Source organism: Pseudomonas sp. KBN10P06128 (assembly GCF_037574945.1).
GTDB classification, from domain to species: Bacteria; Pseudomonadota; Gammaproteobacteria; order Pseudomonadales; family Pseudomonadaceae; genus Pseudomonas; species Pseudomonas aeruginosa.
In genome coordinates, this window is record NZ_JBBELR010000001.1 from 4,767,016 (window position 1) to 4,785,221 (window position 18,206).

Below are 18,206 nucleotides of genomic sequence, written 5' to 3' on the forward strand. Positions count from 1 at the left end.
CCCTCGCCGGCGGCCGCCCCGCATCGACGGATACCCCGAATGCGCCACGACGTCATCCTCGTCCTGCTGGACGGCCTCAACCACAGCGTCGCCCGCGACTGCATGGGGCATCTCCAGGCCCTCTGCGGCGCCGGCCGCGGCCAGTCGTACCGCCTGGAATGCGAGTTGCCTTCGCTGTCCCGACCGCTCTACGAATGCATCCTCACCGGAGTGCCGCCGATCGATAGCGGCATCCTGCACAACGACGTGGTCCGCCTGAGCCAGGAACAGAGCCTGTTCCACTATGCCCGCGCGGCCGGCCTGAGTACCGCGGCAGCGGCCTACCACTGGGTCAGCGAACTGTACAACCGCGCGCCGTTCGACCCGGCCCGCGACCGCCACACCGACGACAGCGCACTGCCGATCCAGCGCGGACACTTCTACTGGAACGACCACTATCCGGACTCGCACCTGTTCGCCGATGCGGAAAGCCTGCGCCGCCGGCACGCACCGAACTTCATGCTGGTCCACTCGATGAACATCGACGACGCCGGGCACAGGCACGGCCTCGCCAGCCCCGCCTACCGCAACGCCGCGCGGCGCGCCGACGCGCTGCTGTCGGAATACCTGCACCAGTGGCTGGCGACCGGCTACCAGGTGGCGATCACCGCCGATCACGGAATGAACGAGGACCGCAGCCACGGCGGCATCCTCGAGGAGGAGCGCGAGGTGCCGCTGTTCGTCTTCGGCGACGCCTTCAGCCGCGACGACCTGGCGCAACCGCTGCAGACCGACCTCTGCGGCACGCTCTGCGAAATCCTCGGCGCCGCCCACGACAAACCCGTCTGCCGGGAGCTGCTCGCCCCATGAAACGACTCTCCGGCAAATGGCTGGCGCTGCTGTTCCTGCTGCCCTTCGCGGCGTTCTTCGTGATTTTCCAGATAGCGCCGCTGGCCTGGGTCGCGCTGAACAGCCTGAAGGCCAGCGATGCCTGGAGCCTGGCCAACTACCTCGAGCTGTTCGGCTCGCCCTTCTACCGCCAGGCGATCCGCCATAGCCTGGAGATCGCCGGCTGGTCGAGCCTGCTCGGCCTGCTCATCGCGGTGCTCGGCAGCCATTCGCTGCGCCACGTCGACAGCCGCCTGCGCGACTTCGTCATGGCCTTCTCCAACATGACCAGCAACTTCGCCGGGGTACCGCTGGCGTTCGCCTTCATCATCCTGCTCGGCTTCAACGGCGCGCTGACCCTGTTGCTCAAGCAGGCCGGCTGGATCGACGACTTCAATCTCTACTCGAAGACCGGCCTGATAATCCTCTACACCTATTTCCAGATCCCCCTCGGGGTGATGCTGCTCTACCCGGCCTTCGACGCCCTGCGCGAGGACTGGCGCGAGTCCGCCGCGCTGCTCGGCGCCAACGGCTGGCAGTACTGGCGACACATCGGCATCCCGGTGCTGACCCCGGCACTGCTGGGCACCTTCGTCATCCTCCTGGCCAATGCCCTCGGCGCCTACGCCACGGTGTACTCGCTGACCACCGGCAACTTCAACGTGATCCCGATCCGCATCGGCGCGCTGGTCGCCGGCGACGTGTTCCCCGACCCGAACATGGCCAGCGCCCTGGCCATGGTGCTGGTCGGCCTGATGACCCTGATCACCCTGGTCCACCAATGGCTGCTGCGCAGGAGCTACCATGTCGCGCGCTGATCGACGTCCTGCCGCGCTCTACCATCGCCTGGTGGTCTGCGCGCTGTTCCTGATCCTGGTCCTGCCGCTGGCGGCGACCCTGCTCTACTCGCTGGCCACCCAGTGGTCGGCGACCCTGCTGCCGGACGGCCTGACCCTGAAGTGGTACCTGACGCTGTGGAGCGACCAGCGCTTCCTGCTGGCCTTCGCCCGCTCGCTGCTGGTCTGCTTCGGCGCCCTGGCGTTCAGCGTGTTGCTGATCCTGCCGCTGATGTTCGTCATCCACTACCACTTCCCGCGCCTGGACGGCGTGATGAACGTGCTCATCCTGCTGCCCTTCGCGGTGCCGCCGATCGTCTCCTCGGTGGGCCTGCTGCAACTCTATGCCAGCGGGCCGCTGGAAATGATCGGCACGCCCTGGGTGCTGGTCGGCTGCTACTTCACCATCGCCCTGCCGTTCATGTACCGGGCGATCACCAACAACCTGCAGGCGATCAACCTGCGCGACCTGATGGACGCCGCCCACCTGCTCGGCGCCAGCACCTGGAAGGCGGCGCTGCTGGTCGTGCTGCCGAACCTGCGCAAGGGCGTGATGGTGGCCCTGCTGCTGTCGTTCTCCTTCCTCATCGGCGAATTCGTCTTCGCCAACCTGCTGGTCGGTACCCGCTACGAGACCCTGCAGGTGTTCCTCAACAACATGCGCAACAGCAGCGGCCACTACACCAGCGCAGTGGTGGTCTCCTACTTCGTGTTCGTCCTGGTCCTGACCTGGGCGGCCAACCGACTGAACAAGGACAAGGCCTGATCATGTCGTTCGTCAGCGTCGAACAGCTCGACAAGAGCTACGGTGCCACCAGCATCTTCCGCGATATCGACTTCGCTGCCGCCCGCGGCGAGTTCGTCACCCTGCTCGGCCCCAGCGGCTGCGGCAAGTCCACCCTGCTGCGTTGCATCGCCGGGCTGACCGAGGTCGACAGCGGGCGCATCCTCATCGACGGCGAGGATGTGGTGCCTTTGCCGCCGCAGAAGCGCGGGATCGCCATGGTGTTCCAGAGCTACGCGCTGTTCCCCAACATGACCGTGCAACAGAACGTCGCCTTCGGCCTGCGCATGCAGAAGGTGCCGGCGGCGGAACTGAAGCAGCGGGTCGCCGAAGCCATCGAACTGGTGGAACTGGGCGAGTACGCCGCACGCTACCCGCACCAGCTCTCCGGCGGCCAGTGCCAGCGGGTGGCGCTGGCCCGCTCGCTGGTGACGCGCCCGCGCCTGCTGCTGCTCGACGAGCCGCTGTCGGCCCTCGACGCGCGCATCCGCAAGCACCTGCGCGAACAGATCCGCCGCATCCAGCAGGAGCTGGGGCTGACCACGGTGTTCGTCACCCATGATCAGGAAGAAGCGCTGACCCTGTCCGACCGCATCGTCCTGATGAACGCCGGACGCATCGTCCAGAGCGGCGACGCGGAGACCCTCTACACCGCGCCGGAAAACGCCTTCGCCGCCGGCTTCATCGGCAACTACAACCTGCTCGACGCCGAACAGGCCAGCCGCCTGCTCGGCCAGCCCTGCGCGCACCAGGTGGCGATCCGCCCGGAATCCCTGCGCCTGGGCAACGAACCGAGCGAAGGCGTGCCGGCGCTGGTACGCTCGCACAGTCTGCTCGGCAACGTGATCCGTTACCGCGTCGAGGCCGCCGGGGTGGAACTCACCGTCGACGTCCTCAACCGCAGCGCAGACCGCCTGTATCCGGCCGGCAGTCAGCTGACGCTGGTCATCGATCGCAACAGTATTCGAGAGGTAGCTTGATGAGCCTGGTGATCTTCGACCTGGACGAGACCATGATCCACGGCGACTGCTCCAGCCTGTGGAGCCAGCGCATGGCGAGTCTCGGCTGGGTCGACGAATCCTTCGTCCGCCGCGACGCCGAACTGATGGAGCAGTACGCCGAAGGCAAGCTGTCCATGGACCTGTACATGGACTACACCCTGCAACCGCTGATCGGTCGCAGCGTCGAGGAAGTCGAGCGGGAAGTGGAGGCCTACGTCGAGGAGGTCATCGAGCCGCTGATCTACAGCGACGCCTGCGCCTGCCTGGCGCGCCACCGCAGCGCCAACGACCGGGTGCTGATCGTCTCCGCATCCGGGGTGCACCTGGTCAAGCCGATCGCGGCGCGGATCGGCGTCGACGAAGTCCTCGCCATCGATCTCGAAGTGCTCGACGGACACTACACCGGCCGCACCCTCGGCACCCTCACCTATCGCGAAGGCAAGGTATTGCGTCTGCTCGACCTGCTGGAAGGAGACGATCGCCAACTGGCCGACGCCTGGTTCTATTCGGACTCGCGCAACGACCTGCCGCTGCTGAAGCTGGTCGGCCATCCGAACACGGTCAATCCGGACCCAACCCTGCTCGCCTACGCCAAGGAAATGGGCTGGCCGGTCAACGCCTGGCGCTGACAGGCTCGCCGCGAAAGCGCGAGCGGATCGCGCTTTCCATCGCCTCGACGGTGCCGAAGCGGCTCCTCAGGCCAGCGATGGGTCCACCACCAGCACGACCTTGCCCTGCACCTGGTTGCTCGCCAGCGCCTCGAACGCCGCCTCGGCGTCGCCGATCGGGAAGGTTCGCTCCAGCTGCGCACGGAGTTTCCCGGCGGAGAACAATGGCCAGACCTTCAACCCCAGCTCGGCGATCAACTGCGCCTTGAACTCGGTATCGCGGGTACGCAGGGTCGAGCCGGTCAACTGGATACGCTTGCCTAGCAGTTGTGCCAGGTCCAGTTGCGCCTCGCGGCCGCCCATCAGGCCGATGATCACCCAGCGCCCGTCGCTCCGCAGCAGCTCCAGGTTCAACCCGGCATAGCGGGCACCGACCGGGTCGAGGATCACGTCGAACGGGGCGAAATCGCGCAGCGATTCCAGGCTCTGCTTGCGCAGCGCGCCACCGGCGGCGCCCAGGGATTCGCAGTAGGCCAGGCGTTCGGCAGAACCGACGCTGACCCAGCAGGGGTTGCCGAACGCCTTGCACAGTTGGATGCCGGCCGAACCGACGCCGCTGGCGCCGGCGTGCAGCAGCACTTTCTCGCCGGGCTGCAACGCCGCCAGTTGGAACAGGTTCAGCCAGGCCGTGGCGTAGACCTCCGGAATCCCCGCCGCCTCCGCCAGGCTCAGCCCTGCCGGGACCGGCAGTACGTGGCGCGCGTCCACCACCACTTCCTCGGCCATGCCGCCGCCGGCGAGCAGCGCGCAGACCCGGTCGCCGACCTGCCAGGTGCTGCCCGCGCCCACCTCGCTGACCACACCCGCACACTCGAGCCCCAGCGCCGGGCTGGCGCCGGGTGGCGGCGGGTAGAGCCCGGCCTTCTGCAACAGGTCGGCGCGGTTGAGTCCGGCGGCCGCCACGCGGATGCGGATTTCGCCCTGACCGCAGGACGGGGCGGCGATTTCCGACCACTCGACACGACCTTCGATACCTTGCAATGCGTTCACGCTGCCTCCATAGTGGGGTTGTCACGGCCCGATCACCCAGAGTCGGGCTTTTTGCATTGCGCCAAGGGAACCCGGCGCCGGCTAATAAGGCCTAATATGCGTCATTACTCCGCGATCAGTCGAATCAGCATGAAGCGTTTTCTGCCCCGTACCGCCCTGTTGCTCCTCCTCGGCGCCAGTTCGCTGCCGCTGTTCGCCTCGACCGCCGTCTCCGTCGGCAGCGCCCAGAATTCCTGGGACAGCCTGCAGCCGGACCGCGAGCAGGTCATCGCCAGCCTCAACGTGGTGGAGCTGCTCAAGCGGCACCACTACAACAAGCCGCCGCTGAACGATGAACGCTCGGCCAAGATCTACGACAGCTACCTGAAGATGCTCGATCCGGCGCGGATGTACTTCACCGCCGGCGACATCGCCGAGTTCGATCGCTGGCGCAACAGGTTCGACGACTTCCTCAAGAGCGGCGATCTCGATCCCGGCTTCGTCATCTACAAGCGTCACCTCGACCGCCTGAAAGGCCGTCTCGACTACGCCCTGGCGATGCTCGACAAGGGCGTCGACAAGATCGACTTCAGCGTCGACGAGAGCCTGCTGATCGACCGCGAGAAGGCCCCCTGGGCGAAGGACACCGCAGAGCTCGACGACCTCTGGCGCAAGAAGGTGAAGGACGAGGTCCTGCGCCTGAAGATCACCGGCAAGGACGACAAGGCGATCCAGGAACAGCTCACCAAGCGCTACAAGAACCAGCTGTCGCGCCTGAAGCAGACCCGCAGCGAAGACATCTTCCAGGCCTACATCAACGCCTTCGCCCAGTCCTACGATCCGCACACCCAGTACCTGTCGCCGGACAACGCGGAAAACTTCGACATCAACATGAGCCTCTCGCTGGAAGGCATCGGCGCGGTGCTGCAGAGCGACAACGACTACGTCAAGGTCGTACGCCTGGTGCCGGCCGGCCCGGCGGCGAAGAGCAAGCAGATCGCCACCTCCGACAAGATCATCGGCGTCGCCCAGGGCAAGGGCGAAATGGTCGACGTGGTCGGCTGGCGCCTGGATGAAGTGGTCAAGCTGATCCGTGGGCCGAAAGGCTCCCAGGTACGCCTGGAAGTGATTCCGGCGAGCAACGCGCCGAACGACCAGACCAGCAAGATCGTCGCCATCACCCGCGAGGCGGTGAAGCTGGAGGACCAGGCGGCGAAGAAATCCATCATCAAGGTCGACCACGAAGGCCGCAGCTACAAGCTCGGCGTGATCGACCTGCCGGCCTTCTACCTGGACTTCAAGGCCTACCGCGCCGGCGACCCGAACTACAAGAGCACCACCCGCGACGTGAAGAAGCTGGTCGCCGAATTGCAGAAGGACAAGGTCGACGGCATCGTCCTCGACCTGCGCAACAACGGCGGCGGCTCCCTGCAGGAAGCCACCGAGCTGACCGGCCTGTTCATCGACCAGGGCCCGACCGTGCTGGTGCGCAACAGCGACGGCCGCGTCGACGTGCTCAACGACGACGAAGGCAAGGCCTTCTATACCGGCCCGCTGGCGGTGCTGGTCAACCGTCTCTCGGCCTCCGCCTCGGAGATCTTCGCCGGCGCCATGCAGGACTACCACCGCGCGCTGATCCTCGGTGGACAGACCTTCGGCAAGGGCACCGTGCAGACCATCCAGCCGCTCAACCACGGCGAACTGAAGCTGACCCTGGCGAAGTTCTACCGTGTCTCCGGGCAGAGCACCCAGCACCAGGGCGTGATCCCGGACATCAGCTACCCGTCCATCGTCGACGACAAGGAAATCGGCGAAAGCGCCCTGCCCGACTCGATGCCCTGGGACACCATCCGCCCGGTGGTGAAGGACGAGGCCAACCCGTTCAAGCCGTTCCTCGCGCAACTCAAGGCCCAGCACGACGCGCGCACCGAGAACAACGCCGACTTCGTCTACGCCCGCGAGCGCCTGGCGCTGGCCCAGGAGCTGATGAAGGAGAAGACCGTCAGCCTGAACGAGGCCAAGCGCCGCGCCCAGCAGACCAGCATCGAGAACCGCCAGTTGGCCATGGAGAACGCCCTGCGCAAGTCCAAGGGCCAGGAGCCGCTGAAGGAACTCAAGCGCGAGGACGAGAACGCCCTGCCGGAAGAGGACGACAAGACCAAGCCGCAGGACGACGCCTACCTCACCGAGTCCGGGCACATCCTGCTGGACTACCTGAACCTCAACTCGGCGGTGGCCAAGCACTGAGTTCAGCGGGAGCGTCATAAAACAGTCATGGGACTGTCGTGAAATACGGGGCCGGTTGCACAACCGGCCCTTTTTCATTGCGACGAGAGCGTTCCATGACCGTCACCGAGCAGTTGAGCGCCCTGGACAGCATCCTGGCCCACGGCGACCTGCACTGCCTGTTCCAGCCCATCCTCTCGCTTTCCGAACGGCGTCTGGTCGGCTACGAAGCGCTGACCCGCGGTCCGTCCAACAGCCCGCTGCACTCGCCCCTGGCGTTGTTCGCCGTGGCCCGCCAATGCGGACGGCTGAGCGAACTGGAACTGCTCTGCCGACAACGCGCCTTCAGCCGCTTCCGCGACATCCAGGGCGACGCCAAGCTGTTCCTCAACGTCTCTCCGGAGTCCCTCCTCGAAGCCGGCCATCCGCCCGGCCGCACCCTGCAATTGCTGCAACAGCTGGGGATCTCGCCGAACCGGGTGGTGATCGAACTGACCGAACAGACCCCCATCGACGACTTCGACCTGCTCGACACCGCGCTGCACCACTATCGCGCCATGGGCTTCTCCATCGCCCTCGACGACCTCGGCGCTGGCTACTCCAGCCTGCGCCTGTGGTCGGAACTGCGTCCGGACTACGTGAAGATCGACCGCCACTTCGTCGACGGCATCCACCTGGACACCGTGAAACGCGAGTTCGTCGGCTCCATCCTGAAGATGGCCCGAGCCTCTCGCGCCCAGGTCATCGCCGAAGGCATCGAACTGCCCGAGGAACTGGCGGTGCTTAGCGAGATGGGGGTCGACCTGGTGCAAGGCTATCTGTTCGGCCGCCCGCAGGAACACCCGGCGAGCGACGTACAACAGATGCTGCCCAGCGCTGGCGCCCCCAGCCAGTCTTCCAGCGACGAGCACAGCGACCTGCGTGCGCTGCTGCTGGAACAGCGCGCGGTCGACGTTCGCACCTCGACCCAGGAAGTGGTGGAAATCTTCCGCCGCCAGGCCAACCTGAACTCCCTGGCGATCCTCGACGAAGAGGGGCGTCCCATCGGCATCGTCCATCGCCACGCGCTCACCGACGCCTTGCTCCGGCCCTTCGCCTGCGACCTGTTCCTGCGCAAGCCGATCAGCCGCCTGATGAGCGACGATTTTCTCGCCGTGGAACTCGGCCAGACCCTGCAGCAGGTCAGCCGCCTGCTGACCAGCCGCGCACGCCAGCGTATCGAGGAAGATTTCATCGTCACCCGCGGCGGGCACTATGCGGGCATGGGCCGGGTGATCGACGTGCTCAGGCTGATCACCGAGGAAAAGCTCCAGCAGGCGCGACACGCCAATCCGCTCACCTTGCTTCCCGGCAACGTGCCGATCCAGCAATGCCTCGAACGCCTGCTGCAACAAAGGCGCGAGGCGGTGATCTGCTACATCGACATCGACAGCTTCAAACCCTTCAACGATCTCTACGGCTACGCCCGCGGCGACGAGGTCCTGCTGTGCCTGGCACAGTGCCTGAGCGAACGGATCGACCCGGGCAGCGACTTCGTCGGCCACATCGGCGGCGACGACTTCATGCTGGTGCTCGGCCCCGAGGACTGGCGCACACGGATCGACCGGTTGCTGGAAACCTTCCAGAGCCAATGCCGGCGCTTCTACAGCCGCGAGCACCTGGAAGCCGGCTGTTTCGTTGCGCACAACCGCCATGGCCAGCGCGAGGAGTACCCGCTGCTGTCATTATCCGTCGGCGTGGTGCATCTACCGGCCGAAGCCTGCCAGGGAATGGATGCCGCGCACCTGGCGACGCTGGCCTCCGAGGCCAAGCGCCAGGCCAAGGCGGTGCCAGGCTACAGCCTGCACCTGATCGAGGCCGCCTGAACCGTTCGTTCAGCTAGAGACCGAGCGCGGACGCCCGTTGCGCATAGTGCTCGGCGCGCTCGCTGTCCGGCGCCAGGCCCGGGCCTCCATCGCGGTAGAGTTCCGCCAGCTTGCGCGCCGCCAGCGGGTGGCCCGCCTCTGCCGCTTGCGCCCAGTGGCGGCTGGCTGCCAGCGCGTCGGGCGCTTGCCGGCTGTCGCCCTTGAGCGCCTGCACGCCGAGCTGGTAGGCCGCTTTCCCATCACCCGCGCTGGCAGCCAGGCGCAGCAGGCGCAGTCCCTCCTCGCGCGCGCCGAAGCCCTGTCCACGGAACAGCAGCAGGTGACCGTAGAACGCCTGGGCGTCACGGTGTCCGAGGTTGGCCATGCGCGAGAACTGCCCCTGCATCCACTGCCAGGCTCGCGGCTGCTTGACCAGCCAGGGCCAGCCCAGCAACTGCCGGGCCACGCCGTAACCGAGGCGGGCGCGCAGGCGCCAGATCCATTCAGAGTTCATCGGGATACTCGAATTCGAAGACACGGACCACTTCCGCCGCATGCCAGCCAGCCGCGGCCGGGCCGTCCGGCGGACCGGAAAAACGCCCGAGGCGCTCCACGCACTCGAAGAAACCGGTGCGTGGCAAGCGGCTTGCGCCCTGGCTGATGACCAGCGAACTGCGCAACGGACGCCCCGAGCGCGCATCCAGCGATGCCAGGTGCTCGAGAGCCGCAGTGAGGGTGGTCATCGCCGGAGTCGGCAGCTGCAGGCGCTCGATCAGCGCCCGGTAGGTGAGCAGATGACGCTGGCGACGCGCATCCTCGATTTCCAGCAGCAGGCTATCCCAGTGTTTACGGCTGATCAGCACACTCAAGGTCAGGCCCCCGTCGCTTTGCCCAGCACACGCTCCAGGGCGAACAGGATGGCCTCGCTGGCCTCGCGTTCGCCGCGTTCGATCATCGCCATGTAGGAAGGACTGATACCGACCTCCCGGGCCACCTGTTCCAGGCTCAGGCCGCGCGCCTCGCGGCGCTCCAGCAGGCTCGCGGATGGCACCGCCGGCGCGGTCGTCTCCACCGCGACACTGGCGGCCGGGCGACCGGCGGCGGCCAGCAACGCCTGGTATTCGGCCCAGGGCAACACCGCGTATTCCGCCTCGCCGTCTCGCGTGATCACTTGGACATTCATGTCGGTCTCCTTGCAAGCCGCCATCTTATCAGGCACCGCGCCGCTGCGGACTGGCTATACTGCTGCCCTGGTCACACAGTCTGCCTGGTGGAGGAGCCCACGGGTGCGCCGGAGAAGTCTTGGTTTGTGCATCCTGCTGGGAGTCGGACAGGCCTTCGCCGGCGAGCTGCGCTGGGGCTTCAGCCCCGCCGACGGCATGCCCTACGTGGACATCGTCGATCACCAGCTGCAAGGCGGCTTCACCCGCCAGTTGGGGGAGCGGGTCGCGCAGCGGCTGGGATTGTCGCTGCGTTTCGTGGAAACGCCGAACCGAAGGATCGACGGCTTCATGGCCAGCGGACATATTCACGTGATCTGCAACTCCAACCCCGGATGGGATAGCAAACCCGAACGCTACCATTGGTCTCCCGCCCTCTTCGAAGAGCAGGACGTCCTGCTGCAGCGCGACGACCGTCCGGCGATCCGCGACTTCGCCGAGCTGCGCGGCAAGACCCTGGGTACAAGTCTAGGCTATGTCTACGCGGACGATCTCATGCAGGCCTTCGCTGCCGGGGAAATTCGCCGCGAAGATACCCGCGACCTGGCCAGTCGCGTGCAGATGCTCAAGCGTTCGCGCCTGGACGCCGCAGTGGACATGCGCCGCCCGCTGCTCTACCTGACGCGCCAGCATCCCGAGCTGGGCCTGAGCGTCAGTCCGCTGGTACTGCAGAGCTATCGGATGCACTGCATCTATGGCGGACAACTGCCGGTCCCCGTCGAAAGTATGGACCGGGTGCTCGACGAGATGGTCAGGGACGGCAGCATCGAGCGCCTGCTGGAAAACAGCCTGCGAACCCCTCAGGAACCCTGAACGCGCTCCGCCCTGGGAGCCGGCAGCTCTCGCAGCGCCTGCTGCGTCTCGACGGCCTGGGCGTCGCGCCAGACCTTGAAGGCATCCAGCTCGGACTGCCAGCGACGCACTACCCAGGCCAGGACGGCGAGATCGTCGAGCAGGCCGACACCGAAGATGAAGTCGGGGACGATATCCACCGGCGAAAGGAAATAGGCCAGCGCCGCGATCACCGAGAGCAACGCCTGGCGGCTGAGTCCGCGGTATTCGCCGCGAACCCAGGCCACCAGCAGTTCCTGCAGCAGGCGCAGGTCGCTCTTCACCAGCTTCAGGCGCGAGCGCTTGCGTGCTACCGCAATCAACAAGGCGGGCACCCGGCCACGGGCCAGGAAACGTTCCGCGATCCCCAGGTAACGACTGAATCCTCGTGGTGCATCCATCCTTCCACCTCGCTCAAGCGCTTGCCGCCGAGGCTCTCCGGGTTATCCACGCATACTGTGGATAACCTTGTGAACAGCCCCCCCTTCCGTCGGCGAGAAGCCCGTCGCTACAGGCTTTCCGACAGATCGGACACTTTTTAGACAATGCTCTAAAAGCATTGAAAATCAAGGGTTTGACCTAGCGCAACGGACAACCCGAGGTCAATACCGTAGGTCGGGTCGACGTGCGACAAATGTGTGCATAAGGGTAACACCGGCCGTGCCCTCGACCTGTTTTCAGACCCTCGCGGCAGCGCCTGGGTTCAGCCGAATCCGCAAATGAAAACGCCCCGTCATGGACGGGGCGTTTCATGCATCGCGGCGGAAGAATTACTTCTTCGCGTCCGCCTTGGCTTCGGGCTGCGCTGCGGCACCGGCCTCGGGCTCCGCGTCCGGCTTGGACGGATCCTTGATGCCGAGCAGTTCCATGTCGAAGACCAGTACCGAGTTGGCCGGGATCGCCGGGCTCGGGCTCTGCGCGCCGTAGGCCAGCTCGCTGGGGATGTACAGCTTGATCTTCTCGCCGACATGCATCAGTTGCAGGGCTTCGACCCAACCCGGGATCACGCCGCTGACCGGCAGGTCGATCGGGCTGCCACGCTCGATGGAGCTGTCGAAGACGGTGCCATCGGTCAGGCGGCCTTCGTAGTGGACGGTCACCACGTCGGTGGCCTTCGGTTGCGGGCCATCGGCCTTCTTCACGATTTCGTACTGGAGGCCGGAAGCGGTGGTGGTCACGCCGTCGCGCTTGCCGTTTTCCTCGAGGAACTTCTTGCCGGCCTTGGCGTTTTCGTCGCCGATGGCGGCCATGCGCTCCTCGGCACGTTTCTGCAGGAAGGCGAAGGCTTCGGTCAGCTCTTCATCGGTGAGCTGCTGCTTCTTCTTGCCGAGGGCGTCTTCGATGCCCTTGGCGACGGCTTTCGAATCCAGGTCGTCCATGCCTTCCTGGGACAGGCTCTTGCCCATGTTCAGGCCGATACCATAGGAAGCTTTCTGCGCCGGGGTCTTCAACTCAACGTTGGTCTGCGAATCGCAGCCGGAGAGAACCAGACCGACCAGTGCGATCGCTGCTGCCAACCGATGTTGTTTCATGCTGAGTCCTTTAATCTGTTCGCCGCTCGGGCATATTCGATGAAGCCGCGAGCTTAGCAGGCTGTCGCGACCAGTGGCTATGGGCAATAGGAACAGGTGCGCGCGGATAAGTTCAAGGCCGAACTTTCCGAAAAATGAAGGAGATAGCAGAACGAACGCGCGGAACGAGGACAGAAGAACAGCGGAAAGGAAGCGTCGAAAAACGTCGAATTATGAAGCGGGAAGGAAGCGCAAGAGATACAGCGAAGGAAGGAAATGGCGCAGCGGACGGGACTCGAACCCGCGACCCCCGGCGTGACAGGCCGGTATTCTAACCGACTGAACTACCGCTGCGCGTAACTTGCGAGATTGGTGGGTGATGACGGGATCGAACCGCCGACCCTCTGCTTGTAAGGCAGATGCTCTCCCAGCTGAGCTAATCACCCTTCACTCTCGAAGTGGGGCGCATTCTACGGAGCGATTCGGCCCCTGGCAAGCCCCTCGATGAAAAAAATTTTCTGCCGTTCCAAGGAGTTAGCGACGGACCGGGGTTGGCCTGAGCCGCCAGCGGCGGAATAATGGGTCCTTTGTGCCCGGAGAGAACGACCCCATGTGGTTCCGCAATCTGCTCGTCTACCGCCTCACCCAGGATCTGCAACTGGATGCCGATTCCCTCGAGAAAGCCCTCGGCGAAAAACCCGCCCGCCCCTGCGCCAGCCAGGAGCTGACCACCTACGGCTTCACCGCGCCGTTCGGCAAAGGCCCGGACGCACCGCTGGTACACGTCAGCCAGGACTTCTTCCTGATCTCGGCACGCAAGGAAGAACGCATCCTGCCGGGCAGCGTCGTGCGTGACGCACTGAAGGAAAAGGTCGACGAGATCGAAGCCCAGCAGATGCGCAAGGTCTACAAGAAGGAACGCGACCAGTTGAAGGACGAGATCGTCCAGACCCTGCTGCCGCGCGCCTTCATCCGCCGCTCCAGCACCTTCGCCGCGATCGCGCCGAGCCTCGGCCTGATCCTGGTCGACTCGGCCAGCGCGAAGAAGGCCGAAGACCTGCTCTCGACGCTGCGCGAAGCGCTCGGCTCCCTGCCGGTACGCCCGCTGAGCGTGAAGGTCGCGCCGACCGCGACCCTCACCGACTGGGTCAAGACCCAGGAAGCCGCCGGCGACTTCCACGTGCTCGACGAATGCGAACTGCGCGACACCCACGAGGACGGCGGCGTGGTCCGTTGCAAGCGCCAGGACCTGACCAGCGAGGAAATCCAGCTGCATCTCACCGCCGGCAAGCTGGTCACCCAGTTGTCCCTGGCCTGGTCGGACAAGCTGTCCTTCGTCCTCGACGACAAGCTGGCGGTCAAGCGCCTGCGCTTCGAAGACCTGCTGCAGGAGCAGGCGGAAAAGGACGGCGGCGAAGACGCCCTCGGCCAGCTCGATGCCAGCTTCACCCTGATGATGCTGACCTTCGCCGAATTCCTTCCGGCGCTCTTCGAGGCCCTCGGCGGCGAAGAAATCCCCCAGGGCGTCTGACGCCCCGCTCTCCCGGCGGCGCCCGCCGCTGGGAGAGTCGCGCCCGGCATGGCAGACTGGCGGCCGTCCAATAACAAGGAAAGCCCATGCGTGCCCTGACCGCCCTGAGCCGTTTCGTCAGCGCCAGCTTCCCGTTCTGGGTCCTGCTGTTCGCCATCCTCGCCTTCTTCCAGCCGGCCTGGTTCCTCCCGCTCACCGTCGCCATCGCGCCGCTGCTCGGCCTGGTGATGTTCGGCATGGGCCTGACGCTCAAGGCCGAAGACTTCCGCGAGGTCGCCCGGCACCCCATACGGGTGCTGATCGGCGTGCTGGCCCAGTTCGTCATCATGCCCGGCCTGGCCTGGCTGCTCTGCCGCCTGTTGCAGTTGCCGGCGGAGATCGCGGTGGGCGTGATCCTGGTCGGCTGCTGCCCCGGCGGCACCGCTTCCAACGTGATGACCTGGCTGTCCCGTGGCGATGTCGCCCTGTCGGTGGCGATCACCTCGGTGACCACCCTGCTTGCCCCGCTGGTCACGCCGGCGCTGGTCTGGCTGCTGGCCTCGGCTTGGCTGCCGGTGTCGTTCGCGGCGATGTTCCTGTCGATCCTCCAGGTGGTGCTGGTGCCCATCGCCCTCGGCCTGCTGGCACAGCGCCTGCTCGGCGAGCGCACCCGGCAGGTGGCGGAGGTGCTGCCGCTGGTCTCGGTATTCAGCATCGTGGTGATCATCGCCGCGGTGGTGGCCGCCAGCCAGGCGCGGATCGCCGAGTCCGGCCTGCTGATCATGGCCGTGGTGATGCTGCACAACGGCTTCGGCCTGTCGCTCGGCTATCTCACCGGCAAGCTGACCGGCATGCCGCTGGCGCAGCGCAAGGCCCTGGCCATCGAAGTCGGCATGCAGAACTCGGGGCTCGGCGCGGCGCTGGCCAACGCCCACTTCTCGCCCCTGGCAGCGGTGCCCAGCGCGCTGTTCAGCGTCTGGCACAATCTCTCCGGTTCGCTGCTGGCCGCCCTGTTCCGGCGCATGGAAGATATGCCGCGTTGAGCTGGATCCCGGTCGGGAAGCCTTGTCCCGACCGATGAACCATGCAAAATACCGCACGCAGTGAGGACGACCTCACCACCCGCCTCCGGCCGGTGACCGAATGGGGACGGCCCCGCCACCCGTTGCCCTGGAGATCGCCATGTCCTGGATCATCCTGTTTTTCGCCGGCCTGTTCGAAGTGGGCTGGGCCGTTGGTCTGAAATACACCGAAGGCTTCAGCAAGCCGCTTCCCACGGTCCTCACGGCGCTCGCCATGCTGGTCAGCCTGGGCCTGCTCGGCCTGGCCATGAAGCACCTGCCGCTGGGCACCGCCTATGCCGTCTGGACCGGGGTCGGCGCGGTCGGCACGGTAATCGCCGGGATCGTCCTGTTCGGCGAATCCATGGCATTGCTGCGCCTGGCCAGCGTCGCGCTGATCGTCTGCGGACTGGTCGGCCTCAAGCTGAGCCATTAGACATCCATCGAATATGCTCCGAGGGGTATCGCTTTCCGCAGTTTTATCGCGTACTCTGCGACCACTGTGCTTGCTTGGGTCACAGTGAATCGTGACCTGGTGTGGTAGATCTCGGTCCGCTCATCGCCTCGGCTCCTCGTACTCTTTGCAACTCAGTACCTACCGGCTCGGATATTCCCGTCGCCGCAATCAACTTTGTTTCAGGAGTTACACCATGTCGAATCGTCAGAACGGCACCGTAAAATGGTTCAACGACGCCAAAGGCTTCGGCTTCATCACCCCGGAAAGCGGTAACGACCTGTTCGTTCACTTCCGTTCCATCCAGGGCACCGGCTTCAAGAGCCTGCAGGAAGGCCAGAAGGTTTCCTTCGTGGTCGTCAACGGCCAGAAAGGCCTGCAAGCCGACGAAGTACAAGTTATCTAACTTGTAGTTCGCCAAAAAAAGCCCCGGCATCGCCGGGGCTTTTTCGTTTCTGCGGATCGATCAACGAGCTTCGCCGCGCAAGCTCGTCACCCGCGCCTGCAGGTCGAGGCGCTCCACCGCCCCCGGCGCCACCGATTCGCCGGCCACCAGGCTTACCCGCGACCACAGGCGGCGGAAGAAGCCCTTGTTCGGGTCGCGGCTGAAGAAGCTGCCCCACAGGCCCTGCAGCGCCATGGGGATCACCGGAACCGGGGTTTCCTCGATGATCCGCTCGATCCCGGCGCGGAACTCATTCATCTCGCCGTCGGCGGTCAGCTTGCCCTCAGGGAAGATGCACACCAGCTCCCCGTCCCTCAGGTAGTCGGCGATGCGCTGGAAGGCTCGTTCGTAGATCCCTTCGTCCTCGTGGCGCGCCGCTATGGGCACCGCGCCGGCGGTGCGGAAGACGAAGTTGAGCACCGGCAGCGAGAAGATCCTGTAGTACATGACGAAGCGCACCGGCCGCCGGATCGAGCCGGCGATCAGCAGCGCGTCCACGTACGAGACGTGGTTGCACACCAGCACCGCCGCTCCCTCGTCCGGGATCGCCTCCAGATTCACATGCCGGACCCGGTACATGGTGTGGCTGAGCAGCCAGACCAGGAAGCGCATGGTGAATTCCGGGACGATCTTGAAGATGTACACGTTCACCGCGACGTTCATCAGCGACAGAGCGAGAAACAGCTGCGGGATCGACAGCTTGGCGACGCTGAGGAAGAGGATCGAGACCAGCGCCGCGGCGACCATGAACAGGGCGTTGAGGATGTTGTTGGCGGCGATCACCCGAGCCCGCTTGTCTTCGTCGGTGCGCGCCTGGATCAGGGCGTACAGCGGTACGATGTAGAAGCCGCCGAAAATGCCGATGAACAGGATGTCGGCCAGCACCGCCCAGGTCTCATGGTGGCGCAGCACCGCCAGCCAGTCGTAGGGCGCCTCGCCTGGGGGAATGCCGCCGGCGTGCCACCAGAGGAGGATGCCGAAGACGGTCAGGCCGATCGAGCCGAACGGCACCAGGCCGATCTCCACCTTGCGACCGGAAAGCTTCTCGCACAGCATCGAGCCCAGCGCGATGCCCACCGAGAACACGGTGAGGATCAGGGTCACCACGCTTTCGTCGCCGTGCAGCCATTCCTTGGCGAAGGTCGGGATCTGCGTCAGGTAGACCGCGCCGAGGAACCAGAACCAGGAGTTGCCCACCAGCGAGCGCGAGACCGCCGGGCGCTGGCCGAGCCCCAGGCGGAGGATGCTCCAGGACTGGGCGAAGATGTTCCAGTCGAGCTTCAACCCCGGCAGCGCCGCCGCCGCTCGCGGAATGCCGCGGCTGGCCAGGTAGCCGCAGGCGGCCACCAGCACCACCGCGGTGGCCACCGCCGCCGCGTAATGCGCATGGGACATCAGCACGCCGGCGCCGATGGTGCCGGCCAGGATCGCCAGGAAGGTGCCCATCTCCACCAGCGCGTTGCCGCCGACCAGTTCGTCCTCGTGCAGGTGCTGGGGCAGGATCGAATACTTCACCGGGCCAAATAGCGCCGAGTGGGTGCCCATGGCGAACAGCGCGACGAACATCAGCGGCAGGCTGCCGAAGACGAAGCCGGCAGCGCCGACCAGCATGATGCCCACCTCGGCCAGCTTCAGCGCGCGCATCAGCGCGTCCTTGTTGTACTTCTCGCCGAACTGTCCGCCCAGTGCCGAGAACAGGAAGAACGGCAGGATGAACAGCAGCGCGCAGAGGTTGACCAGCAGACTGCGGTCGCCGCTGACGCTGAGGTGATAGAGGATGGCGAGGATCAGCGACTGCTTGAAGATGTTGTCGTTGAAGGCGCCGAGCAGCTGGGTGATGAAGAACGGCAGGAAACGCCGCTTGCCCAGCAGGGCGAATTGCGAATGTTGGGTCATCGTCCTTGTTACCTTGCGTGGCCGCCGAAAGGAAGCCCGTCATCGATTGGACTGCATGGACCGCGGATCAGGCCACAGCGTTC

The 18,206-nt window shown here is 65.4% G+C and carries 19 protein-coding genes and 2 tRNA genes; 12 read left to right on the forward strand and 9 right to left on the reverse strand.

All coding sequences use genetic code 11. From position 1 onward, the window contains the following. Positions 1–39 precede the first annotated feature (39 nt). The 5 genes from VQ065_RS22315 to VQ065_RS22335 are packed head-to-tail and all read left to right on the forward strand — an operon-like array spanning position 40 to position 4,117. On the forward strand, positions 40–849 hold the full coding sequence (locus VQ065_RS22315; protein ID WP_003091587.1) for an alkaline phosphatase family protein: 810 nt from the start codon (positions 40–42) through the stop codon (positions 847–849). After that, a complete protein-coding gene (locus tag VQ065_RS22320) occupies positions 846–1,685 on the forward strand; it encodes an ABC transporter permease (protein WP_003091588.1) in 840 nt (279 codons plus the stop codon). The genes VQ065_RS22315 and VQ065_RS22320 overlap by 4 nt, the downstream gene beginning before the upstream one ends. Next, a complete protein-coding gene (locus VQ065_RS22325; RefSeq protein ID WP_003091589.1) occupies positions 1,672–2,469 on the forward strand; it encodes an ABC transporter permease in 798 nt (265 codons plus the stop codon). The genes VQ065_RS22320 and VQ065_RS22325 overlap by 14 nt, the downstream gene beginning before the upstream one ends. Positions 2,470–2,471: 2 nt before the next feature. After that, positions 2,472–3,467 (forward strand): ABC transporter ATP-binding protein, encoded by a 996-nt coding sequence (locus VQ065_RS22330; protein ID WP_003091590.1) that lies wholly within the window; start codon positions 2,472–2,474, stop codon positions 3,465–3,467. Further along, the gene (locus VQ065_RS22335) at positions 3,467–4,117 is read left to right on the forward strand and encodes an HAD family hydrolase (RefSeq protein WP_003091591.1); all 651 of its coding nucleotides are present in this window, start codon (positions 3,467–3,469) and stop codon (positions 4,115–4,117) included. The genes VQ065_RS22330 and VQ065_RS22335 overlap by 1 nt, the downstream gene beginning before the upstream one ends. A 66-nt stretch (positions 4,118–4,183) precedes the next feature. On the opposite strand, the gene VQ065_RS22340 is transcribed toward VQ065_RS22335, so the two are convergent. Beyond that, positions 4,184–5,146, reverse strand: coding sequence for an NAD(P)H-quinone oxidoreductase (locus tag VQ065_RS22340; protein WP_003091592.1), 963 nt, complete (start codon positions 5,144–5,146; stop codon positions 4,184–4,186). A gap of 129 nt (positions 5,147–5,275) precedes the next feature. Between VQ065_RS22340 and VQ065_RS22345 the strand changes: the two genes are divergently transcribed. Next, a complete protein-coding gene (locus tag VQ065_RS22345) occupies positions 5,276–7,372 on the forward strand; it encodes a carboxy terminal-processing peptidase (protein WP_003091593.1) in 2,097 nt (698 codons plus the stop codon). 95 nt (positions 7,373–7,467) lie between these two features. After that, the gene (locus VQ065_RS22350) at positions 7,468–9,216 is read left to right on the forward strand and encodes a bifunctional diguanylate cyclase/phosphodiesterase (protein ID WP_003091594.1); all 1,749 of its coding nucleotides are present in this window, start codon (positions 7,468–7,470) and stop codon (positions 9,214–9,216) included. Between the two features lie 13 nt (positions 9,217–9,229). Here the strand turns inward: VQ065_RS22350 and VQ065_RS22355 are convergent, their stop codons facing one another. Genes VQ065_RS22355 through VQ065_RS22365 form a run of 3 tightly spaced genes read right to left on the reverse strand, consistent with a single transcriptional unit; the run spans position 9,230 to position 10,378 of the window. Next, a complete protein-coding gene (locus VQ065_RS22355) occupies positions 9,230–9,709 on the reverse strand; it encodes a tetratricopeptide repeat protein (RefSeq protein WP_003091595.1) in 480 nt (159 codons plus the stop codon). Then, positions 9,699–10,064 carry a hypothetical protein gene (locus VQ065_RS22360; protein ID WP_003114793.1) on the reverse strand — a complete coding sequence of 122 codons (366 nt, stop codon included), beginning with the start codon at positions 10,062–10,064 and terminating at the stop codon, positions 9,699–9,701. The genes VQ065_RS22355 and VQ065_RS22360 overlap by 11 nt, the downstream gene beginning before the upstream one ends. Before the next feature lie 2 nt (positions 10,065–10,066). Further along, positions 10,067–10,378 carry a helix-turn-helix domain-containing protein gene (locus VQ065_RS22365; protein ID WP_003091597.1) on the reverse strand — a complete coding sequence of 104 codons (312 nt, stop codon included), beginning with the start codon at positions 10,376–10,378 and terminating at the stop codon, positions 10,067–10,069. A gap of 103 nt (positions 10,379–10,481) precedes the next feature. Here VQ065_RS22365 and VQ065_RS22370 point away from each other — a divergent pair, with 103 nt between their 5' ends. Then, complete coding sequence (locus VQ065_RS22370) at positions 10,482–11,228, forward strand: substrate-binding periplasmic protein (protein ID WP_003091598.1); 747 nt, start codon at positions 10,482–10,484, stop codon at positions 11,226–11,228. Here VQ065_RS22370 and VQ065_RS22375 read toward each other — a convergent pair. The 4 genes from VQ065_RS22375 to VQ065_RS22390 form a co-directional block, all read right to left on the reverse strand. Then, on the reverse strand, positions 11,216–11,647 hold the full coding sequence (locus VQ065_RS22375; RefSeq protein ID WP_003091599.1) for a YkvA family protein: 432 nt from the start codon (positions 11,645–11,647) through the stop codon (positions 11,216–11,218). The genes VQ065_RS22370 and VQ065_RS22375 overlap by 13 nt on opposite strands. Positions 11,648–12,016: 369 nt before the next feature. Beyond that, positions 12,017–12,778 (reverse strand): FKBP-type peptidyl-prolyl cis-trans isomerase, encoded by a 762-nt coding sequence (locus VQ065_RS22380; RefSeq protein ID WP_003091600.1) that lies wholly within the window; start codon positions 12,776–12,778, stop codon positions 12,017–12,019. Between the two features lie 256 nt (positions 12,779–13,034). Beyond that, positions 13,035–13,111, reverse strand: a tRNA-Asp gene (locus tag VQ065_RS22385). Between the two features lie 16 nt (positions 13,112–13,127). Continuing rightward, positions 13,128–13,203: transfer RNA gene (locus VQ065_RS22390), tRNA-Val, on the reverse strand. Positions 13,204–13,367: 164 nt separating this feature from the next. Between VQ065_RS22390 and rdgC the strand changes: the two genes are divergently transcribed. The 4 genes from rdgC to VQ065_RS22410 all read left to right on the forward strand — a co-directional run bounded on the left by rdgC (position 13,368) and on the right by VQ065_RS22410 (position 16,188). Beyond that, positions 13,368–14,288 (forward strand): recombination-associated protein RdgC, encoded by a 921-nt coding sequence (rdgC, locus tag VQ065_RS22395; protein WP_003091601.1) that lies wholly within the window; start codon positions 13,368–13,370, stop codon positions 14,286–14,288. Positions 14,289–14,374: 86 nt separating this feature from the next. Beyond that, entirely contained in the window at positions 14,375–15,310 is a 936-nt protein-coding gene (locus tag VQ065_RS22400) for a bile acid:sodium symporter family protein (protein WP_003091602.1), read from the forward strand. A gap of 139 nt (positions 15,311–15,449) precedes the next feature. Beyond that, positions 15,450–15,764 carry a quaternary ammonium compound efflux SMR transporter SugE gene (gene sugE, locus VQ065_RS22405; protein WP_003091603.1) on the forward strand — a complete coding sequence of 105 codons (315 nt, stop codon included), beginning with the start codon at positions 15,450–15,452 and terminating at the stop codon, positions 15,762–15,764. 214 nt (positions 15,765–15,978) lie between these two features. Continuing rightward, complete coding sequence (locus VQ065_RS22410) at positions 15,979–16,188, forward strand: cold-shock protein (RefSeq protein WP_003091604.1); 210 nt, start codon at positions 15,979–15,981, stop codon at positions 16,186–16,188. Between the two features lie 60 nt (positions 16,189–16,248). On the opposite strand, the gene VQ065_RS22415 is transcribed toward VQ065_RS22410, so the two are convergent. Next, the gene (locus VQ065_RS22415; RefSeq protein WP_003091605.1) at positions 16,249–18,123 is read right to left on the reverse strand and encodes an MFS transporter; all 1,875 of its coding nucleotides are present in this window, start codon (positions 18,121–18,123) and stop codon (positions 16,249–16,251) included. Positions 18,124–18,206: the final 83 nt, after the last annotated feature.